Origin of the sequence: Mesorhizobium sp. B2-8-5, assembly GCF_006440675.2 — a bacterium.
In the GTDB taxonomy this organism is placed as follows: Bacteria; Pseudomonadota; Alphaproteobacteria; order Rhizobiales; family Rhizobiaceae; genus Mesorhizobium.
Window position 1 is genome coordinate 6,160,824 of the sequence record NZ_CP083951.1, and the last position, 17,278, is coordinate 6,178,101.

Genomic DNA, 17,278 nt, shown 5'->3' on the forward strand with positions numbered 1-17,278 from the left:
CGGCACGATCCGGACCTGAAGCGCGCCGCGCCGAAGCGGATCGTTGCGGCGCGCTTCAGGTCTTTGTCAGATGCATGTCGTCTCCCCAAAACCGGGACCACTTTTGGGCGACATGCATTGGGGGCGATCGCTCTCGGGCTCGTCGCGGCGCTGTGCGGATGCCAGTCCAAGAGCGGCGCGTCGGATGTGCTCGATCCAGCGGCGATTGCGGCACCCGCGGGCCAGGCTGGCACTCCGGCGGCGCCCGCCCAGCAGGCAAGCGGTCAAACCTTGGCCAGCGCGACCTCGGGCGGTCCGACCTCGGCGGCCGCCGCCAAGGCCCAGCTGACGCTCGGCGCGGGACCGACCAAGGTGGCCATGCTGCTGCCGCTTTCGGCCCCCGGCAGCACGGGCGAGAACGGCCGGAAAATGTATGACGGCGCGCGGCTGGCGATGGCCGATCTCGGCGACAAGCTTTTGACGCTGACGATCGAGGATACCCGCGGCGACAGCGGCTACGCCAAGGACCTCGCGGTGAAGGCGATCACGTCGGGCACGGCGAAGGTCGTCATCGGACCGTCCGAGCTCGCGGCGGCGCAGCACCTTGCCAAGCTCTCCGGCTCGAAGCGGCCGCCGGTGCTGGCGTTGGCCGACAATTTCGCCGGCGGCCCCGGCGTCTATTCGGTAAGGCTCAGCGAAGCCGACAGCGCCGCCGCGGGCGCGGCGGCGATCGCCGGCAAGGGCGCCAGGAAATTCGTGCTGATGGTGCCTTCGGGCGCGGATTCGAGCCCCATCGAATCCCGTGTCGCCAACGCGCTCAGCATCTATGGCGCCACGCTTGCGGTGACGTTGCCCTATTCGGCGACGGATGGCGGCGCCAAGGTGGTGTCCGACATGGGCTCGCTGGTCGAGGCGCCCGACGCCGTGGTCGTCGCCTGTGGCGACGGCAGCCCTATCGCCGTGCTCGCCGCGCTGAAGGCAAAAGGCATTCCCGGCAAGGCGGTGACGCTCGTCGGCACCGACCGCTGGCTCGAGCGACCGATGGATCCGCTCTATGAGGGCGCCTATATCGCGACGCTCGACGAGGGCGAGACCGGGCCGATCGCCGACCGCTTCAAGGCGACCTACAAGTACCAGCCGGACGTCAACGTGGCCTATGCCTACGACATGGTGGCGCTGAGCGCGGGCATAGCAAGCTCGGCCGGCCCGGACGGCTTCAGCAAGCAGGTGCTGGAGAACACGACCGGCTTCCGCGGCTCGACCGGCCTGTTCCGCTTCCGCAGCGACGGCTCGAGCCAAAGGTCGATGCCGTTTTTCAGGGTGGAGAAGGGCCAGCTGAAGCTGGTGGAGAAATCGACGGCGGGGTTTTGAGGGGGATACTGCGGCAATCTAACTTACAGCAGTTGCTGCGACAGGCCACCGGCGCAAGCCGGACAGCCATCCAGCGAATATCCAGATGACTGGTGTCGCCAACATGGAAGCGTAGCCATCAACGGCATAGTGCCAAGCCAAATGCACAGACCCCAGCTCAATTGCGATCAAAAAGGCGACGCTGAGCCAACGCAGCAAGGAACTGAACCGCCAAAGATAAATCGCGTTCAGCATGGCCACGGCGACATGTATTGACGGAAACGCCGAGATACCGCTGCCCGGGCGTGGGCCATCGAGGGCGGCATATGCGAGAAGCATTCTTTGCGTGTCCACGGCCCAGACGGGATAGACGGCGTTTGTCGCTTGAAGATAATTCATCAGTGGGAAGAACGTATCATTACCATAGAAGGGCATCACGAAGGCCGGTCCGACCGATGCAAAAACGGTGGCTGCTGCGTTCCCCAAAAGCACGCAGGTCAGGACAAACGCCACAAGATACCGCGAACGAAGGCGCTCATCACCTGTCGAGAAGGTGACACAAAAAAGCACAACGAACATCACCGCGAACCAAACATTGTAGAGAAAGTTCAAGGCAAAAGTCAGCGGTCCAGCACCAAGCACAGGGTGCAGTACCCTCCAGGCGTCCTGGCCGCCATGGATCGCCCTATCGAGGGCGACAATTGTCGTATCGGCATAGAAGGGTACTATCCTGCTAAGGCCGTTCTTCATACTGGTAAAAAGGGAAAAGAAGACGGGCAAGGTCAAGGCGACCGGTACACCGACGATAAGTCGGTTGACGACATCATATCCCCTCAGACGACGACCTAGGGTGGGAAATAGCCGCGCCGGCCGTTCAAGCATGACGCGCGTGGCAATGACGACGAAGAGTATGACCGTAACACCGAATCCGAACAACAAGAACGGCCTGCTGTAGATTCGAAGGTTGAGTGGAATGTCCCAATGGCTCGCAGCAAAGACTACCGCTAGCGCGTAGGCCGCCACTGTCAGGAAGAATATCCGGTTGGCGTGCCAGGTTGCCGAACAGCCATTTGCAAGTCCGATCATCCGCATAACTCTGTACCATTAAATGGCATGGCTGACGCTAACTCGACACGAGGCGTTGTCTGACTTCGGCCACCGGCCCGGCGCTTACGGCGCGCATGGCGGTAATGGAAACCAAAGCGATCGCCGCTCCGGCGAGCACATCCGCAAAATGGTGGCCGCCTTCCGGGACCGTGGCGAGGATCATAATCACATTGACCGCGGCCACCGGCAAAAACAGGATCGAGCGCCGCAAATTGTAGGCGATGATGATGCCGAGCGCGGTGTGAAAGGAAGGAAAGCTGGTAAGCCCTATCGTGTTGCCAATCGCAAATGTGAATGGCGTCGAACCACGCAGTTGCGCGAGGGTCGAAAGATGAGCGAGACCTCCGACGCCGGTAAAATGGCTGAAAATACCGCGATCGGGTGCATGGAAGGAATATGCGCCCGCGGCGGGCACAGCCAGCATCAGAGCGCCTGTCATGAGGCCCGAAACCGCAATCAGGGCCACCAATTCCAGCATCCGCTCACGCCCACCCCCGATCGAATGCACCAGGAAGGCTATTGGAACCTGGTAGGTAAGGGCGGCGTAGCAGAAGACCATTACGGCCGCCACCGATGGCACCATGTTGGCAAGCTCGACAGCTCGGATCCAGTTGAAGCCGACCGCGGCATCAAACGAAGCCAGGTAGGCGTCCATCAGCGGACGCGTTGTGTTCGCCGCGAGATACATAAACAGGAAACTCGCCACTGAAAGCGGGATGAAGAGCATAAGAAAGGTACCCGTGGTCTCCATGGAGCCGACAGTGCGCACCAAAAAGGTTTGCATGGCGCGCGGGAACTTGGGCCGCCGCATTTCCACGATCCGCGCGGCCGCAAAGAAGAACGCCACCAGAGGCACGGCTTTCAACAGATAGAGCCAGTTGGACGGGCTGAATGTCACATCTGATCGTGGAAGCATGACGAGATCGGCTGCCACAAAGATCGCCGTCACGAAAACAATGACTGCCACGTAGCGATGGGACACTGACTGTTTCATCCCGATTCACCGTTTGGCTCATGCAGCGAACTTAAGCAGCGTTAATTGAGCTGCTCCAAAATCCCGGAACTGCTTGCCACCACAATAGCGTGGTACATTTTCAGGGCTAACGTGCAGATGGCAGCTGCGGATATCGGCACGCCAAACGGCACGACACCCTTGCGGTCCATATGCTGCACATAATGGCGGAACATGCCGGCCGGCATCAGGAAAGGATTCTTGACCAAAGCGGTCGTGCCGATCGCGAAAACCAGCAGCAACACGGCAAACACGAAGAGGTTGCTTCCGCCAATCAGAAGCGGCGCAACGCTCATCAGCTTGACGTCGCCGGCGCCGACCTTGCGCAAAAGCCAGAACGGAAAAAGCGCAAGGAACAGCGCAGCGCCGCCGAACGCGCTGATTCCCATTTCCAGCCATGAGTGAGTTTGCAATGCCTGGAACTGCAGGGCGCCAAGTCCTAGGCAGAGCAGCAGCAGCACGTCACGGTTGGATATCCTCTGCGTGCTGAAGTCGGTCCAAGCGATTCTACCGAGCAGCAGGATAGCCAGCCCCTTGAACACGAGCGAAGCGGCCAGCAAAACGGTCATGACCGCTCTATATTTCGCACGCTGGAGGACAGCAGCTTCAGATTGTTGGCAACCGTCGGGTCGTTAGGCGCCAGTTCATAGGCCTTGAGGAAGTTGCTGCGCGCTTCCTGCAGTTTGCCGCGCAGCAGATAGGAATAGCCGAGATTGTTGTAGTACTCCGGCGTCGCGCCGAGCAGCCGGTAGGCCCGGCCGTAGGCCATGTCGGCCAGATCGAAGCGCCGGATGCGGTCACAGGATGCGGCAAGACCCAGCCAGGCGACGCCGTCATTCGGTGCGAGCCTGGTCGCCTTGTAGAACAAAGCGCCGGCATTGCCGTAATTTTCGGACCGGAACTGCGTCTTGGCCTCGGCAACTGCCTGGTCCGATGCGTAGTAGTCGACATCGCTGATCGTTTTCAGCCCATCGAAAGTATCGCCAAAGGCCGTGTAGTCGCCTTTGGCCGGCTCGTTGGTGCGCACGACGCCGCCCGTGGAGTCGTGCGTCTGGCAACCTGCTAAGAAGATCAGCAGCAGGCTGGCCGCGACTGCGAGGCGCTTTGTCATTGTGTGTCCCACGAGTCCCCGACTCTGTTTAGAACCTAATCATACGACAACTTAGAAGAAAATGCCTCTCATGCGAATGATGACCGGCAACATGATCACCAACATCACCACTGGAAAGATGCAGAGCCCCAGCGGGATCATCATCTTGACGGGCAAGGAATTGGCACGTTCTTCCGCTTGCAGAATCCGCTGATCGCGCATCTCGGCGCTGTAAACGCGCAGGGCGTCGGTGAGACTGGTGCCCAGCTCTTCCGATTGCCGGAACAGCACAGCCAAGGCCTTCGCTTCGTCCAGTCCGATGCGATCGGCGAGTTCACGCAATGCCTCGCGCAATGGCTTACCGGCCCGCAGTTGCAGATTCATGATCGAGAGTTGGATGCCCAGCCATTTGTGGGTGCCCGCCATTTCCTGGCTGACGCGCTCGACTGCCGCTTCCAGGCTCATGCCGGCATCGGCGCATGTGATCATCATGTCCATGAAATCGGGAAAGGAGCGACGGTAAACCTGCTTCTGTGCGTTCTCGAAGCGGTCGAGCATGATGCTGGGAATGACAATGCAGGCCAGGCCAAACAAGGCTGACCCAGCAAAGGGCAAGAACTCAGGCAGCCGCGATGGCAGCACGCGCGAGAGAAGCGCATACATGGCCAGGAAGCCTATGCCGACGGCGCCGAGCCGGCAAAGCGTATAGATCAGAGGCGCGCTGGATTGATAAAAGCCGGCACGAAAGAGCTTTGCCTCCAGCGCGTTCGGCTCCGTGCGTTCCTTTTCGATCGACTTGAAATAGGCATCGACCGGCATTTGCGCAGCGATCTTGGCAAGCCGGTCCTGTCCCAATATCGAGCGACGGTCGACAACACTGTCGCCTAACAGGCTATCGGTGACCAGCCTCCGCGTCTGCAATGCCGGCAAGAACACCAATGCGGCGAACAGGAATAGGGCCACAGCCGCCGCGAAAACGGCGAGGGAGACCAGAAACGTCAGGTCATTGGTGTTGGAAAGCAGGTTTATAGCTCACTCCTAGAAATCGAAAGTGACCATGCGGTACATGATGAAGTCACCCAGAAGCGCCCAGATCCCGAAGATCAGGAATACGGGCAATATCATCGGATCGCCCCAGACTTTTCCGTAGTATGACGGCGCTATCAGTTGCAGGACCAGGAACATCACAACCGGAAGCAACGAGATGATCCATGCCGAAACGCGACCTTCGGCCGACAGCGCCCTGATCTTCATTCGCAGCTTTTGCCGTTCCCGAAGCACCGATGAGAGATTGGCAAGAATCTCGGTGAGGTTGCCGCCTGTCTTGGCCTGGATCGACAGTGATACCGACAGCAGATGCAGTCCCTCGAAGCCTACACGTTCCGACAGCTTCCTTATCGCCTGCTCGATGCTCAGCCCAAAGGTGATTTCGTCGGCGACGATGCCAAATTCCGTTCCCAGGGGATCCGGCATTTCACGGGCGACCAAGCCTATGGCAACAGAGGCTGGATGACCGGCGCGCAATGAACGGACAATCATGTCGAGAGCGTCGGGCAATTGCTTGGCGAATTTCTGTATTCTCTTCCCGCGGGCTCGCCGCAGAACGAGCAGCGGCAGCGCGAAGGCAACAAGCAGAAAGATGATGAAGGCAGCCGGAGCAGCCAATCGGATGAGGAACGAAAGCAGCAAGGCCAGTGCCAGGCCTGCAAGAAGAAAGCTCGACGCGAAAGTCAGCGGATTTCCGGTAATGCCGGACTGGGTATAAAGCCGGTTCAGCCAGACAAAGCCAGAGATGAAGTCCCCTGAATCGGTCAGGCCGCGTTCGCGCAGCAAATTTTGCAAAGTCTTTTCGGCAGGAGCCTCGTCGGCCAAGCGGCGCAGCCTGTGGTTGATCGCCATGGCGCGTGACCGCCGACCGGCGAACGATAGATAGAAGGCTTCGCCGGCAAGAATGACGGAGCCCGCCGCGACCGCGTAGATGAAGTAAAGCAGCGCCTGTCCCGTCAGCATCACATAGGTACCTGCGGATTGAAGGCGTCCTTGGCGAAGTGAAGGCCCTGCGTGGCGGCCTCAGGGGCAAAGCGCGGGCGCACGCCGGTGGCGCGGAAATCGCCGATGATCGATCCGTCGGCGGCGACGTCGCGCCTGACGAAGTGATAGATTTCCTGCAACTGGACGACATTGCCTTCCATGCCGGTGATTTCCGCGATGGAGACGACGCGCCGGCCGCCGTCCGCAAGCCGCTGCGTCTGCACGATGATGTCGATGGCGGAGGCAATCTGCGCTCGAATGGATTCGTGCGTCATCGGCAACCCGGCCATGCCGACCATCTGTTCCAGCCGCGAAATGGCGTCGCGCGGCGTGTTGGCATGGATTGTGGTCATCGAGCCTTCGTGGCCGGTGTTCATGGCCTGCAGCATGTCGAAGGCTTCCTCGCCGCGCACCTCGCCGACGATGATGCGGTCGGGGCGCATGCGCAGCGCGTTCTTGACCAACTCGCGCTGGCGGATCTCGCCCTTGCCCTCGACATTGGGTGGGCGCGTCTCCAGCCGGCCAACATGCGGCTGCTGCAATTGCAATTCTGCCGCGTCCTCGATGGTGACCAGACGCTCCTTTGCCGGGATGTAGCTCGACAATGCGTTGAGCAGCGTCGTCTTGCCGCTGCCGGTGCCGCCTGAAACCAGGATCGACTTGCGCGCCTGCACCGCGATCCGCAGCATGTCGATCATAGGCTGGCGGATCGAATTGAATGCCATCAGGCGTTCGAGCGAATAAGGGTTCTTCGAGAATTTGCGGATCGACACCAGCGGGCCATCGACCGATACCGGCCGCACGGCGATGTTAACGCGCGAGCCGTCATCGAGGCGCGCATCCGCCATCGGCGAGGATTCATCGACGCGACGGCCGATGTTCGAGACGATCTTGTTGATGATGCGCAGCAGATGCGCCTCGTCGCGAAAACGGATCGAGGTCTGCTCGATCATGCCGCGACGCTCTATGAAGACGCGCTCATGTGTGTTGATCATGATGTCGGTGATCGAGTCGTCCTTGAGCAGAGGTTCGATCGGACCGAGGCCCAGCATCTCGTCGGCAGTGTCGCTGGTCAGCTGATCGAGCTCGCGGGCATTCAAAGGCACGTTGCGGCCGCGAACGAACTCGCGCACGATCGGCCGGATCTCGTTCAGGATTTCATCCTTGGATGCGCTTTCCAGCGCCGTCAGGTTAAAACGATCGATGAGATGGCGATGCAGCTCGACCTTCAAGGTCAGGAAGTCGAGACCTTGCGGCTCGGCATCCGCCGTCATGGGCGGAGCCGATCCATTCTCCGCCGAAACCGTCGACACCGCTTGCGGCGCCCGCTGCTCACCCGGCCCTTTGATGAAGCGACCCAACATGCCGCCCGCCCCTTTTGATATCCCCAAGCCGGAAACTAAGCGTTAACCACGAGGGGCACAAGCGGCGCGAGGCAAAGCACCAGCAATTACTTGCGACATAGTTAAAAAAGTGGCGATGATGCCACATAACTATTTCAGGCCAATCTTTAGCCTCCAGACTAAAGTCCTAGGACCTTTGCCACAGCAAAGGCAACGACGCCTCTAAGCCATTAGATATAAAGAATTATGCAGGAACTCTAACCCATCCGCAAAAAGGCCTAACCGTGGCCGAATTGTGAATGAATGGTTAAGGAGACTTGAAAAATGAGGCGAATCAAGCCTTTGTCTCAAATGAAAATGCCAAAAGCCGAGTATTGAACGGTTAAGTTTCCGTTAATCCGTTTGACACTCCTTTTTCGTGCGACCTAGGATTGAACGTGACGGGGGATGCTTGGGTATGGGGTACATTCCTTGGCTCTGTCTCGTCGGGTTCAAACCTCTCAAGGGAGAAATTGGCATGAAGAAGCTCATGACGATGGCCCGGCAGTTCCGCGACGACGAAAACGGCGCTGCCATGGTCGAATATTCTATTCTGCTAGGTCTCATCGCCGCTGCCACGATCGCCGTTGTGGTCGTGATCGCCGGATGGGTTGGCGATCAGTTCGCTGGTCTCTGCGTCCATCTCAATGGCCATGGCACCAACGCTGCCGGCACTAGCACGGGCACCTGCACCGTTCCGTAATCAAGAATTCCCTGGGCCGGATCGCTCGATCCCGGCCCAGGGTTCGCGCCATGAAAGACTAGCATCGCCCATTGGGCGGTGATTTTGGGGTGGGAAAAATGCGCGCCAATACACTCATCATGATTGTGCTTGCCGGCGTATTCGGCGTACTAGCGGTCGTTCTCGCCAACATCTGGCTGGCAAACCAGCGCACCGCGTTGGCGCAGTCGAGCGGCGTGCAGGCAAGCACTGTCGTGGTCGCGGCGATGCCGTTGAAATTCGGCGACACGCTAAGCGCGGACAAATTGCGCGAGATCGCCTGGCCGGCAGGCGCCATACCGGCGGGCGCGTTCAAGACGGTCAAGGATGCCTTGGCCGACGCTGGCGCGCGGCAGGCTTTGCAGACGATCAGCGCTAACGAACCAATCCTCGCCACCAAGATCACCGGCGCCGGCCAGCGCGCCACGCTTTCGGCCGTGCTTGGCGAAGGCATGAAAGCAGTTTCCATTCGCGTCAACGACGTATTGGGCGTCGCCGGCTTCGTGTTCCCCGGCGACCGCGTCGACGTGCTGTTGACGCGCACGGTTCGCGACGGCGACGGCGCGGACAAAAGTTACGTCGACGTGCTGCTGCAGAGCATGAAGGTGCTCGCCATCGACCAGGTCGCCGACGAAAGCAAGGACAAGGCACAGGTCGTGAAATCGGTGACGCTGGAGGCCAGCACGAAGGATGCGCAGAAGCTGACGCTCGCCGCCGGCGCCGGCCAGTTGTCGCTGGCGCTGCGGCAGGCCGCGTCGAGCCAAGGCGAGACGACGGAGCGCGTCACGCTCGCCGACCTGACCGGCGACACGCCGGCCGATGTCGCCAAACGCCAGGCCGAGCTCGACAGGAAGGCAGCCGAGGAAGCGGCGGCCGCGGAAGAGCGCAAGCGCGCCGAGGAAGACCGCCAGCGGGCCGACGATAAGATCGATGGATTGGCCAAGGCGGTGGAGCGCGTTGGCAGCCAGGTCGACCAGTTGAGCAAAGTTAAGCCCGTGCCTGTCGTGACGTCGGCGCCACAGGTCGCGCAGGAGGTGAAGGAAGTGATCAAATACGTGCAGCCGGAGCCGCCGAAGCTGGCGACGATCGGGGTGTTCCGTGGTATCAAGCTAGAGTCATACGAAGTGCCGCGACAAGACTGACGAGGGTCGGCGCGGTGGAGGCTGCCCTGGGCAGCGAGTGGGGAGACGGGGAATGAAGGGGTTTTGGGTGAGGATAGCGGCGGCCGCGCTATCCGTGTTGGGCGTACCGGCGATCTCCGGCAATCCGGCTGCAGCGGCTGACCGCTTCATCGACGTATCGAGCCCGTCGCTGCATCGCGTGTTCGTGCCAGTTTCCCAATCCGCCACGATCCAGGTGAACGCTACCTTGGGCGACATCGTCGTTGGTGACGAAAAGATCGCCGACGCGCAGCCCATGACCGACAAGACGCTCTATATCATCGGCAAGAGCGTCGGCACCACCACCGTCAATCTGTTTTCCGAGGACAAGCGTTCGCTGGGCGCCATCCAGATCGAGGTCGGCCAGGATGTCAGCGACATGGCGGTGGCCATTCGCCAGGTGGCGCCGAAGGCCCGCATCGAGATCGGCTCGATCAACGGCAAGGTTCGCCTGAGCGGTCACGTCAAGGACGCCGCGACGCTGGCATCCATTGTAGAAGTCACGCAGCAATACGGTCCTGACTCCATCATCAACGCCGTGACGATCGACGACAGCGAACAGGTCAATCTTTCTGTGCGCATCCTCGAGGCCAAGCGCAATGCGGGGCGCGATCTTGGCGTGTCGTTCAAGAGCACGAATAGCCGTGGCACCACCAGGGTGGGAACAGGCATTGGCACGGTAGATAAAGATGGAGCGGAACTAGGCGCGGGCGATCTGGTCACGGGCCTTCTCTCCAATACCAATCCGTTCGCGGCGCTGATCACCCGCATCATCGACAACAACATCAAGGTCGACCTGATCATCGAGGCGCTCGAGGCAAAGGGCGTCGTTCGAACACTCGCCGAACCGAATCTCACCACGGTTTCTGGCGAGACGGCCAGCTTCAATGCCGGCGGCGAAGTGCCGGTGCGCAGCGTCAACAGCCAGGGCGAGGTCGAGATCGTCTTCAAGCAGTTCGGCGTCAATTTGAACTTCACACCGGTGGTGCTGGACGACGGCAAGATCCACATCAAGCTGGCGCCGGAAGTCAGCGACCTGACGGGCTTCACCGCTGCCGGCGACCCGATCTTCACCAATCGCAAACTGTCGACGGCGGTCAACCTGCGCGACGGCCAGAGCTTTGCGGTCGGCGGCCTGCTTTCCAGCAAGAACACCATACAGCAAGATCAGGTGCCATGGCTCGGCCAGGTGCCAATCGTCGGCGCACTTTTCAAGAATTCGAGCACGGCGAAGGAAGAGACCGAGCTAGTCGTCATCGTCACGCCGCATCTGGTGCGGCCGGTGCGGCCCGGCGAACAACTGGCGACCCCCTTCGACAAGACAAGACCCGCGAACGACCCGGAGCTCATGCTGCTCGGCCAGCTCGAAGTCAACAAGGACATGATCCGCATGTACGAGCATGGCGAAGGCGTCACCGGGCCCTATGGCCACATGCTGGACGTGAAATCGAAGGACAAGCTGGTCTATGTCAAGAAGTAAGCTCCTGCTCATCCTTCTCGGCACCAGCATGCTCGCAGGCTGCGCGGCCGACTATCTGAACAATTACGACACGATAACGCTGGCTGCCGGCGACTCGCAGAAGGCCAATCAGTTGCTGCAGACCGTCGATCCGTACAACCCGGCTGCGAACAACACGAAGATCGAGGGCGACGGCGCGCGGTCTGTCGCCGTCGTGCAGAAATACAAATATCCGGCGTCGGCGTCGGCGGCGAGCACGACGGCCAATGCCGGCCCATCGGTTACGACCGGAGCGAACTGAGAAGAAGGATGCTGCGCGTCGGGCGCGCGAGGACGCCCGGCACGAATGGAACAGAGAGTAAGATCATGTTGAGGACCATTCGTGAATTCTGGAACGATCAACGCGGCATAGCGATGATCCTCGTCGCCATAATGCTGCCGGTGCTCGTCGGCTTCGCGTTGCTCGCCATCGACATGAGTCGCGCCAACAGCCTGCATAACGATCTGCAGAAAGGTGCCGATGCTATGGCTCTGGCGGCTGCGGCGGAACTGGACGGCAGATCGGATAGCATCACCAGAGCCAACCAGGCGGTGACAAATCTCCTCACCAACCAAACGAAATTTTCCACCGCAGGCGACCACACACTCGCCTTGGCTGATGTGACGGTGACCTACCTGACCGGCATACCAGCCAGCGACAACATCGCGTTGGGTGCTGACGGCGTCGACGCCAACGGCGTGAACTGGGCAAGCACTGACCCCAAGGCCGTGGCATTCGCGGAAGTGACGGTGAACCCGTCAGGTGTAGCAGACGGCGCGGGCGCGTTCGCGACGATCTTTCCAGCGAGCTTCCTTGGCGGCAACGACACGATGGATATACAGCCACAGGCGGTGGCTGGCTTCACCCAAACCATCTGCGAAACCGTGCCGATCTTCATGTGCAACCCGTTCGAGACCGATACGCCGTTAACAAGCAAGACTATTCAGCAAGCCTTCGCATCGGGGGATACCTACAGCCGCGAATTCCGCGTCCTGAAGACGGACAACAACAGCAGGCCTGGCCCAGGCAATTTCGGCTTGCTCGACAACGACCTGCAGTCGCTGCGCGATGCCATCGCGATGGGAACCGCCGGCACCTGCTACAATCGCAATGCCCTCACCACGAAAACAGGCGTTACATTGGGCCAGGTCAACACGGGCCTCAATGTCCGCTTCGACATCTACAGCGGCAAGATAAAGCAGCATGATAGCGAATGGGCCTATCGACCGGCAAGCAACGTCCGCAAAGGGGACAAGGGCGGAAACTGCAACAAATACACGCCTGACGATCCGACGAAATCCATGCCGCTGCCGCCTGGCAACAACTACAATAAGGGAATGACTGACTCCACCTGGGACAGGAGCACGTACTGGAGTGTCAACCACAAGGCGACTTATCCGTCGATCCCGAGCAAGAGCAACCCGACCGGGAACATGGGTGCTCCTGCGTCTAGGTATGACGTCTACAAATACGAAATCGAGAATGGCTTGGTTCCAGATAAGTCAAAGGGCAACGAAACCGGGGTTCCGCAATGTTTTAACAAGAACAAAAATCCGAGGCCGACTGCTGATCCCGATCGCAGGCTGCTTAACCTGGCCATTGTCGACTGCCTTGCTGACGGGGACAAGGTCATCAATGGTCACACCAAGATAAAACCTGACGGGTATGCCAGCGTTTTCCTGAACGCTCCGATCCAGAAAGTTGATAATACCAAGAACGACGACGACGACACGGCTAACGAAAAGCCCATCAGCCTCGAGATCGTCGATGTCGATGGCCCGCTTGGCGACGGCACGCTCGACAAGGCTTTCCGCAACGAGGCGCAGCTTTACCGGTGAGCCCGATGACCAAGCTTCGCCAAATCATTGCACCATTCCGCGACGACGAGAACGGCACGGCGCTGGTCGAGATGGCAATCGTTACGCCCTTCGTTGTCCTGCTATCGGCCGGCGTGTTCGAGTTCTCCAACATCCTGAACACGCGCCTGCTTCTTGAAGCCGGCGTTGAGGACGCCGCGCGCTATATGGCGCGTTGCAGCAACGATCCGGGGGATCCTGACGACCCTAACGATCCTGTTAGGATAAAGTGGGCTGCTTGCGGCGATGTAGCGAAAAACATCGCGGTCAATGGCGCTTGGACGGGGGGAACCGCAAGAGTTGCGGGATGGACCACGGGTCAAGTTGAGATCGACACGACGTCCACTCCGGCAGTCGATAGCGCTACTCCGCCGAACGAGCTCTACCTAAGCAGTACCAACAACGTATACGTGGTGAACGTTTCCACATCATATACGTACCCGGATTTGGGCTTTTGGTCCTACCTTGGTTTTGGTGCTCTCACCCTCTCGGTGTCCCATCAGGAGCGTGTCGTCGGATGGTGACGCGCAAAAGATTCTGGACCAGTCAGTCTGGAGCGACAATGGTCGAAATGGCCATTGCAATGCCGCTGCTGCTCACCCTCCTGCTCGGTTTTGTCGACTTCGGCTATGCCTTCTACCAGTGGAACGGGGCCAACAAGGCGGTGCAAGCCGGTGCCAGACTGGCGCAAATTTCCACGCCGATCGCCACCGCCTTGTCATCCGAGACTGGGACCCAGGCGGATTTAACTCTCGTTGGCGCGGCGGTGCCGCCAGGCACTTACGACTACGTTTGCACCGCAGATTCCGCAGGAGCGGCATCGTGCACGGGTACCAGCTGTAAATCGGGTGACACATGCGCGGACCAGGCGTCCTTTGACTTCGTTTATGACGGCAGCAGCAACCGTGCCGGCATGCACGATTTCCTTCCTACCCTGGAAAAATCCGAGGTCAGGATCGAATATGTCGCATCCGGCCTCGGCTACTGGACTCGCCCCGGTGGACCCGTGCCGACCGTCACAGTCAGCATCGTCAATCATCCCTTCCAGTTCTTCTTCCTGGGCGGGCTGCTCGGATTCAACGACATCACCATGCCCTCCATGCTGAGCACTGTCACGGGGGAAGACATGAAGAGTACTTGGCCATGAACGCCATCGACACCAGAGTCCTGCCCACCAAGCGAAAGCAGGTCGCGCTGTTTTCTTCGGATCCGAATTTCACCCGCGAGGTGACGACGCGGCTTGACGCGCTGGCGATCTATGACGTCAAGGTCTCGGACGCGGCGGAGTTCCTCAAAGGGCCGCCTGTCGACAGCCGGCCCGGCATTATCATCCTCGATCTCGCCAATGGCGAGCTGCTCGGTAATCCGGCGATCGTCGAGGCGCGCGCGGCCTGGGCCTCGGTGCCGCTGATCGCGATCTCGGACGAGCTCACCTCCGAGCAGACGCGCGTCCTGGTGCGCATGAACGCGTCGGACTGGCTGCACAAGCCGCTCGACGCCAAGGAGCTGCTCAACGCCGTCACCTTCCACGACACCGGCAGCCAGGGCACCAAGAGCCGCATCGTCACCTTCATCGCCGCCAGCGGCGGCGCCGGCGCCACCACGCTGGCGATCTCGGCGGCCGAGCACCTTGCCTCGAAATCGGCCGAGCGCGCGGCTTCGACCTGCCTCGTCGACCTCGACTTCCAGAGCGCCAATTGCGGCGCCTACCTCAACCAGTTCAACCAGTTCGATCTCTCCGGCATCATCGGCCAGCCGGACCGGCTGGACGTCGAGCTCATGGACGTCATCAAATTGCCGCGGCCATCCGGCCTCACGCTCTACTCTTTCGAGCGGCCGCAGCTGCCGTTCGAGCCGCACGGTTCCGACTTCGTCTTCAGGCTGCTCGATCTCGTCGCCTACCGCTTCGACGACATCGTCATCGACCTGCCCAATATCGAGACGCCCTGGCATGATTCGGTGCTGCGCACGAGCGACGAGATCTTCATCGTCTTCGAGCTCAACGTCGCTTCGCTGCGGCAAGGCAAGCGGCTCTACAAGAAGATCCGCGAATTGCGCGGCAACAAGGTCAACATCACGCTGGTCGCCAACAAGCACAAGCGCAAATGGTTCGGCAACCACTTCTCGCGCAGCGAGCTGGAGAAGATCTTCAAGGCGCCGCACATCAAGTCGCTGGCGCTGGACAACGCGCTTCTGGCCGACGCGCTGAACCGCGCCATCCTGCCTTCCGAGGTGGACGGGCGCGCGCGCTTCAACAAGGATTTGAAACGCATGTTCAAGGAACGGCTGGACAATGCCCAGCGCTAGCTCGACGCGGCGGATGACGGCGCGCCTCGCGGCTGCCTGCCTGATCGGCATCGCGTCGATGTCGGCTTGCGGTTTGGCGGAGGCCGGATCGCCGCCGCTGCCGGCCATGGGCCCCAGCCTGCGCAAGGCGGTCGCCTTTGAGACCGGCGAGCAGCCGGGCACGATCGTCATCCGCAAAAACGAGAAGGCGCTCTACCTGGTGACGGGCCAGGGCCAGGCGCTGCGCTACCAGATCAGCGTCGGCCGCGACGGCTTCGGCTGGACCGGAACGGTCAAGGTAGCCTCCAAGACCGAATGGCCGCAATGGCGTCCGCCCAAGGAAATGCGCGCGCGCCAGCCGGAACTGCCGGCGATGGTGCCGGCCGGTCCCTACAATCCGCTCGGCGCCCGGGCGCTTTATCTGTCGCGCGACGGACGCGACACGCTCTATCGCATCCATGGCACCAACGATCCCAAGGGCGTCGGTTTCGACGGCACGTCCGGATGCTTCCGGCTGACGAACACCGATGTGATTGATCTCTTCAAGCGCGTCGCGGTGGGCGCAAAGGTGGTGGTTGAATGACGATGATCAGCGAGCCGGACGCTCCGGCAATCGAACTCGGTCACCGGGAAGCGGCTCCGGGAAAGCCCAGCCGGGCCAGACTGATCGGTGTCCTCGCGGTGGGCGCCGCGCTCGTCACCTTCGTCAACGTGACAGCCGCCGTTTATCTCTGTCGCGGCGTCAACGACCTCAAGACGATGGAGGCGCGGCTGGAACAGCTCGGCCAGTTCGAGCAGCGGATCAGCGCCCGCATCGACACCGTCAACAACGGTTTCCAGAGCCGGTTCGAGACGCTGGACCGTCAGTTGCAGGCGAATTTCGGCCAGATCAACGGCAATATCGCCAAGCTGGAGCAAGGCCAGCCCGTCGCCGCCAGAGAGCCAGCACCTGGCGCGCCGGAGCCAGCCCTACTTGACAACACCACGGTGGCGGATGCTTCCGCGGCCGACGAAAGCGGCGGCGATGCCGCCGACGCGCGGCTCTCGTTCAAGCGGAAGGTCGCGCCTCCGGGGCCCAACCCGGCCTACCAGCGCATCCAGCAGCCCGACGGCAAGGTCTATTACAAGAAGATCAACTGAACGCGCGGGGCTGTCGTTGCTGCTTTGGATTACAGATCGCGCTGCAGGGCCAGCATGCGGACTGCGCGGGCTTCGGCGCGCTGTCTCGCCTCGCGCAGGAAAGCGACGTGGCAATAGGCGCAGGCCGCGAGACCGAGGCACAGCACCAGGCTATTCTTCAAGCTGAAGTCGAGCATAAGCGAAAAGCGCCAGCCGTTCGGCACGGTGAAGGCGGCGATCGTGCTTGCCGTCTCGGCATGGCTGCTAAGCGCCATCATCTTGCCCGCAAAGAGCAGCGCGGCATGATTGGCCAGAAAGAAGCCGGCGGACCTTTTTGCCTGGCAAATCATCCAGCAGGCGCCTGCCGCGAAGACGATAATGGCAGCATCCAGCGCCAACGACCCGCCGAGATAGACATGCGCCTGCTGCCAGAACATGGTCGAGAACGGGCGCAGCTCCAGCCAGGCATGCCACACAGCGGGGCTGGCGGGATAGAAGCCGAGAAGCATTGCTGCCGCTCGCTCCGCCGCCAGCAGAAGCAGCACCAGGGCCGGAAAGGCAAAAAGCAGTATCGGCTTGCGCATCGTGTCATCCCCTCGACATCCGATCACCGATTCTAGGCCGCATTGGTTGCGCGACACTTAACGCAACGCCTTGCTTTTCAAGGATTGTCGCTCATGTCTAAT

At 60.7% G+C, this 17,278-nt stretch carries 19 protein-coding genes; 11 read left to right on the plus strand and 8 right to left on the minus strand.

Annotated features, from left to right (window positions below; all coding sequences use genetic code 11):
* Positions 1–117 precede the first annotated feature (117 nt).
* A complete protein-coding gene (locus FJ430_RS30195; RefSeq protein WP_140706012.1) occupies positions 118–1,350 on the plus strand; it encodes an ABC transporter substrate-binding protein in 1,233 nt (410 codons plus the stop codon).
* A gap of 18 nt (positions 1,351–1,368) precedes the next feature.
* Here the strand turns inward: FJ430_RS30195 and FJ430_RS30200 are convergent, their stop codons facing one another.
* The 7 genes from FJ430_RS30200 to FJ430_RS30230 are packed head-to-tail and all read right to left on the minus strand — an operon-like array spanning position 1,369 to position 7,933.
* On the minus strand, positions 1,369–2,415 hold the full coding sequence (locus FJ430_RS30200; RefSeq protein ID WP_181175392.1) for a phosphatase PAP2 family protein: 1,047 nt from the start codon (positions 2,413–2,415) through the stop codon (positions 1,369–1,371).
* A gap of 37 nt (positions 2,416–2,452) precedes the next feature.
* Positions 2,453–3,430 (minus strand): phosphatase PAP2 family protein, encoded by a 978-nt coding sequence (locus FJ430_RS30205; RefSeq protein WP_140706016.1) that lies wholly within the window; start codon positions 3,428–3,430, stop codon positions 2,453–2,455.
* Positions 3,431–3,471: 41 nt separating this feature from the next.
* Positions 3,472–4,017: a prepilin peptidase gene (locus tag FJ430_RS30210; RefSeq protein WP_140706018.1), complete on the minus strand. Its 546-nt coding sequence runs from the start codon at positions 4,015–4,017 to the stop codon at positions 3,472–3,474.
* Positions 4,014–4,559, minus strand: a complete 546-nt coding sequence (locus tag FJ430_RS30215) for a tetratricopeptide repeat protein (protein ID WP_140706020.1) — start codon at positions 4,557–4,559, stop codon at positions 4,014–4,016. The genes FJ430_RS30210 and FJ430_RS30215 overlap by 4 nt, the downstream gene beginning before the upstream one ends.
* 51 nt (positions 4,560–4,610) lie before the next feature.
* A complete protein-coding gene (locus FJ430_RS30220; RefSeq protein WP_140706022.1) occupies positions 4,611–5,561 on the minus strand; it encodes a type II secretion system F family protein in 951 nt (316 codons plus the stop codon).
* A gap of 15 nt (positions 5,562–5,576) precedes the next feature.
* Positions 5,577–6,548 carry a type II secretion system F family protein gene (locus FJ430_RS30225; RefSeq protein ID WP_140706024.1) on the minus strand — a complete coding sequence of 324 codons (972 nt, stop codon included), beginning with the start codon at positions 6,546–6,548 and terminating at the stop codon, positions 5,577–5,579.
* Positions 6,548–7,933 (minus strand): CpaF family protein, encoded by a 1,386-nt coding sequence (locus tag FJ430_RS30230; protein WP_140706027.1) that lies wholly within the window; start codon positions 7,931–7,933, stop codon positions 6,548–6,550. The genes FJ430_RS30225 and FJ430_RS30230 overlap by 1 nt, the downstream gene beginning before the upstream one ends.
* 496 nt (positions 7,934–8,429) lie before the next feature.
* Here FJ430_RS30230 and FJ430_RS30235 point away from each other — a divergent pair, with 496 nt between their 5' ends.
* From FJ430_RS30235 to FJ430_RS30280, 10 genes are all read left to right on the plus strand, one after another.
* Positions 8,430–8,654: a Flp family type IVb pilin gene (locus FJ430_RS30235; protein ID WP_140706030.1), complete on the plus strand. Its 225-nt coding sequence runs from the start codon at positions 8,430–8,432 to the stop codon at positions 8,652–8,654.
* Positions 8,655–8,752: 98 nt separating this feature from the next.
* The gene (cpaB, locus tag FJ430_RS30240; RefSeq protein ID WP_140706032.1) at positions 8,753–9,814 is read left to right on the plus strand and encodes a Flp pilus assembly protein CpaB; all 1,062 of its coding nucleotides are present in this window, start codon (positions 8,753–8,755) and stop codon (positions 9,812–9,814) included.
* 52 nt (positions 9,815–9,866) lie between these two features.
* On the plus strand, positions 9,867–11,312 hold the full coding sequence (locus tag FJ430_RS30245; protein ID WP_140706035.1) for a type II and III secretion system protein family protein: 1,446 nt from the start codon (positions 9,867–9,869) through the stop codon (positions 11,310–11,312).
* Positions 11,299–11,592: a hypothetical protein gene (locus FJ430_RS30250; RefSeq protein ID WP_181175394.1), complete on the plus strand. Its 294-nt coding sequence runs from the start codon at positions 11,299–11,301 to the stop codon at positions 11,590–11,592. Before FJ430_RS30245 ends, FJ430_RS30250 begins: the two co-directional genes overlap by 14 nt.
* 8 nt (positions 11,593–11,600) lie before the next feature.
* Positions 11,601–13,169, plus strand: a complete 1,569-nt coding sequence (locus tag FJ430_RS30255; protein WP_140706037.1) for a TadE/TadG family type IV pilus assembly protein — start codon at positions 11,601–11,603, stop codon at positions 13,167–13,169.
* Positions 13,170–13,174: 5 nt separating this feature from the next.
* Positions 13,175–13,711, plus strand: coding sequence for a TadE/TadG family type IV pilus assembly protein (locus FJ430_RS30260; protein ID WP_140706039.1), 537 nt, complete (start codon positions 13,175–13,177; stop codon positions 13,709–13,711).
* A gap of 38 nt (positions 13,712–13,749) precedes the next feature.
* The gene (locus FJ430_RS30265) at positions 13,750–14,334 is read left to right on the plus strand and encodes a TadE family protein (RefSeq protein WP_226891984.1); all 585 of its coding nucleotides are present in this window, start codon (positions 13,750–13,752) and stop codon (positions 14,332–14,334) included.
* A complete protein-coding gene (locus FJ430_RS30270; RefSeq protein ID WP_140706045.1) occupies positions 14,331–15,494 on the plus strand; it encodes an AAA family ATPase in 1,164 nt (387 codons plus the stop codon). Before FJ430_RS30265 ends, FJ430_RS30270 begins: the two co-directional genes overlap by 4 nt.
* Positions 15,481–16,056 (plus strand): L,D-transpeptidase, encoded by a 576-nt coding sequence (locus FJ430_RS30275; protein ID WP_140706047.1) that lies wholly within the window; start codon positions 15,481–15,483, stop codon positions 16,054–16,056. The genes FJ430_RS30270 and FJ430_RS30275 overlap by 14 nt, the downstream gene beginning before the upstream one ends.
* The gene (locus FJ430_RS30280) at positions 16,053–16,613 is read left to right on the plus strand and encodes a hypothetical protein (protein WP_140706049.1); all 561 of its coding nucleotides are present in this window, start codon (positions 16,053–16,055) and stop codon (positions 16,611–16,613) included. Before FJ430_RS30275 ends, FJ430_RS30280 begins: the two co-directional genes overlap by 4 nt.
* A gap of 29 nt (positions 16,614–16,642) precedes the next feature.
* On the opposite strand, the gene FJ430_RS30285 is transcribed toward FJ430_RS30280, so the two are convergent.
* On the minus strand, positions 16,643–17,176 hold the full coding sequence (locus tag FJ430_RS30285) for a hypothetical protein (protein WP_140706051.1): 534 nt from the start codon (positions 17,174–17,176) through the stop codon (positions 16,643–16,645).
* Positions 17,177–17,278: the final 102 nt, after the last annotated feature.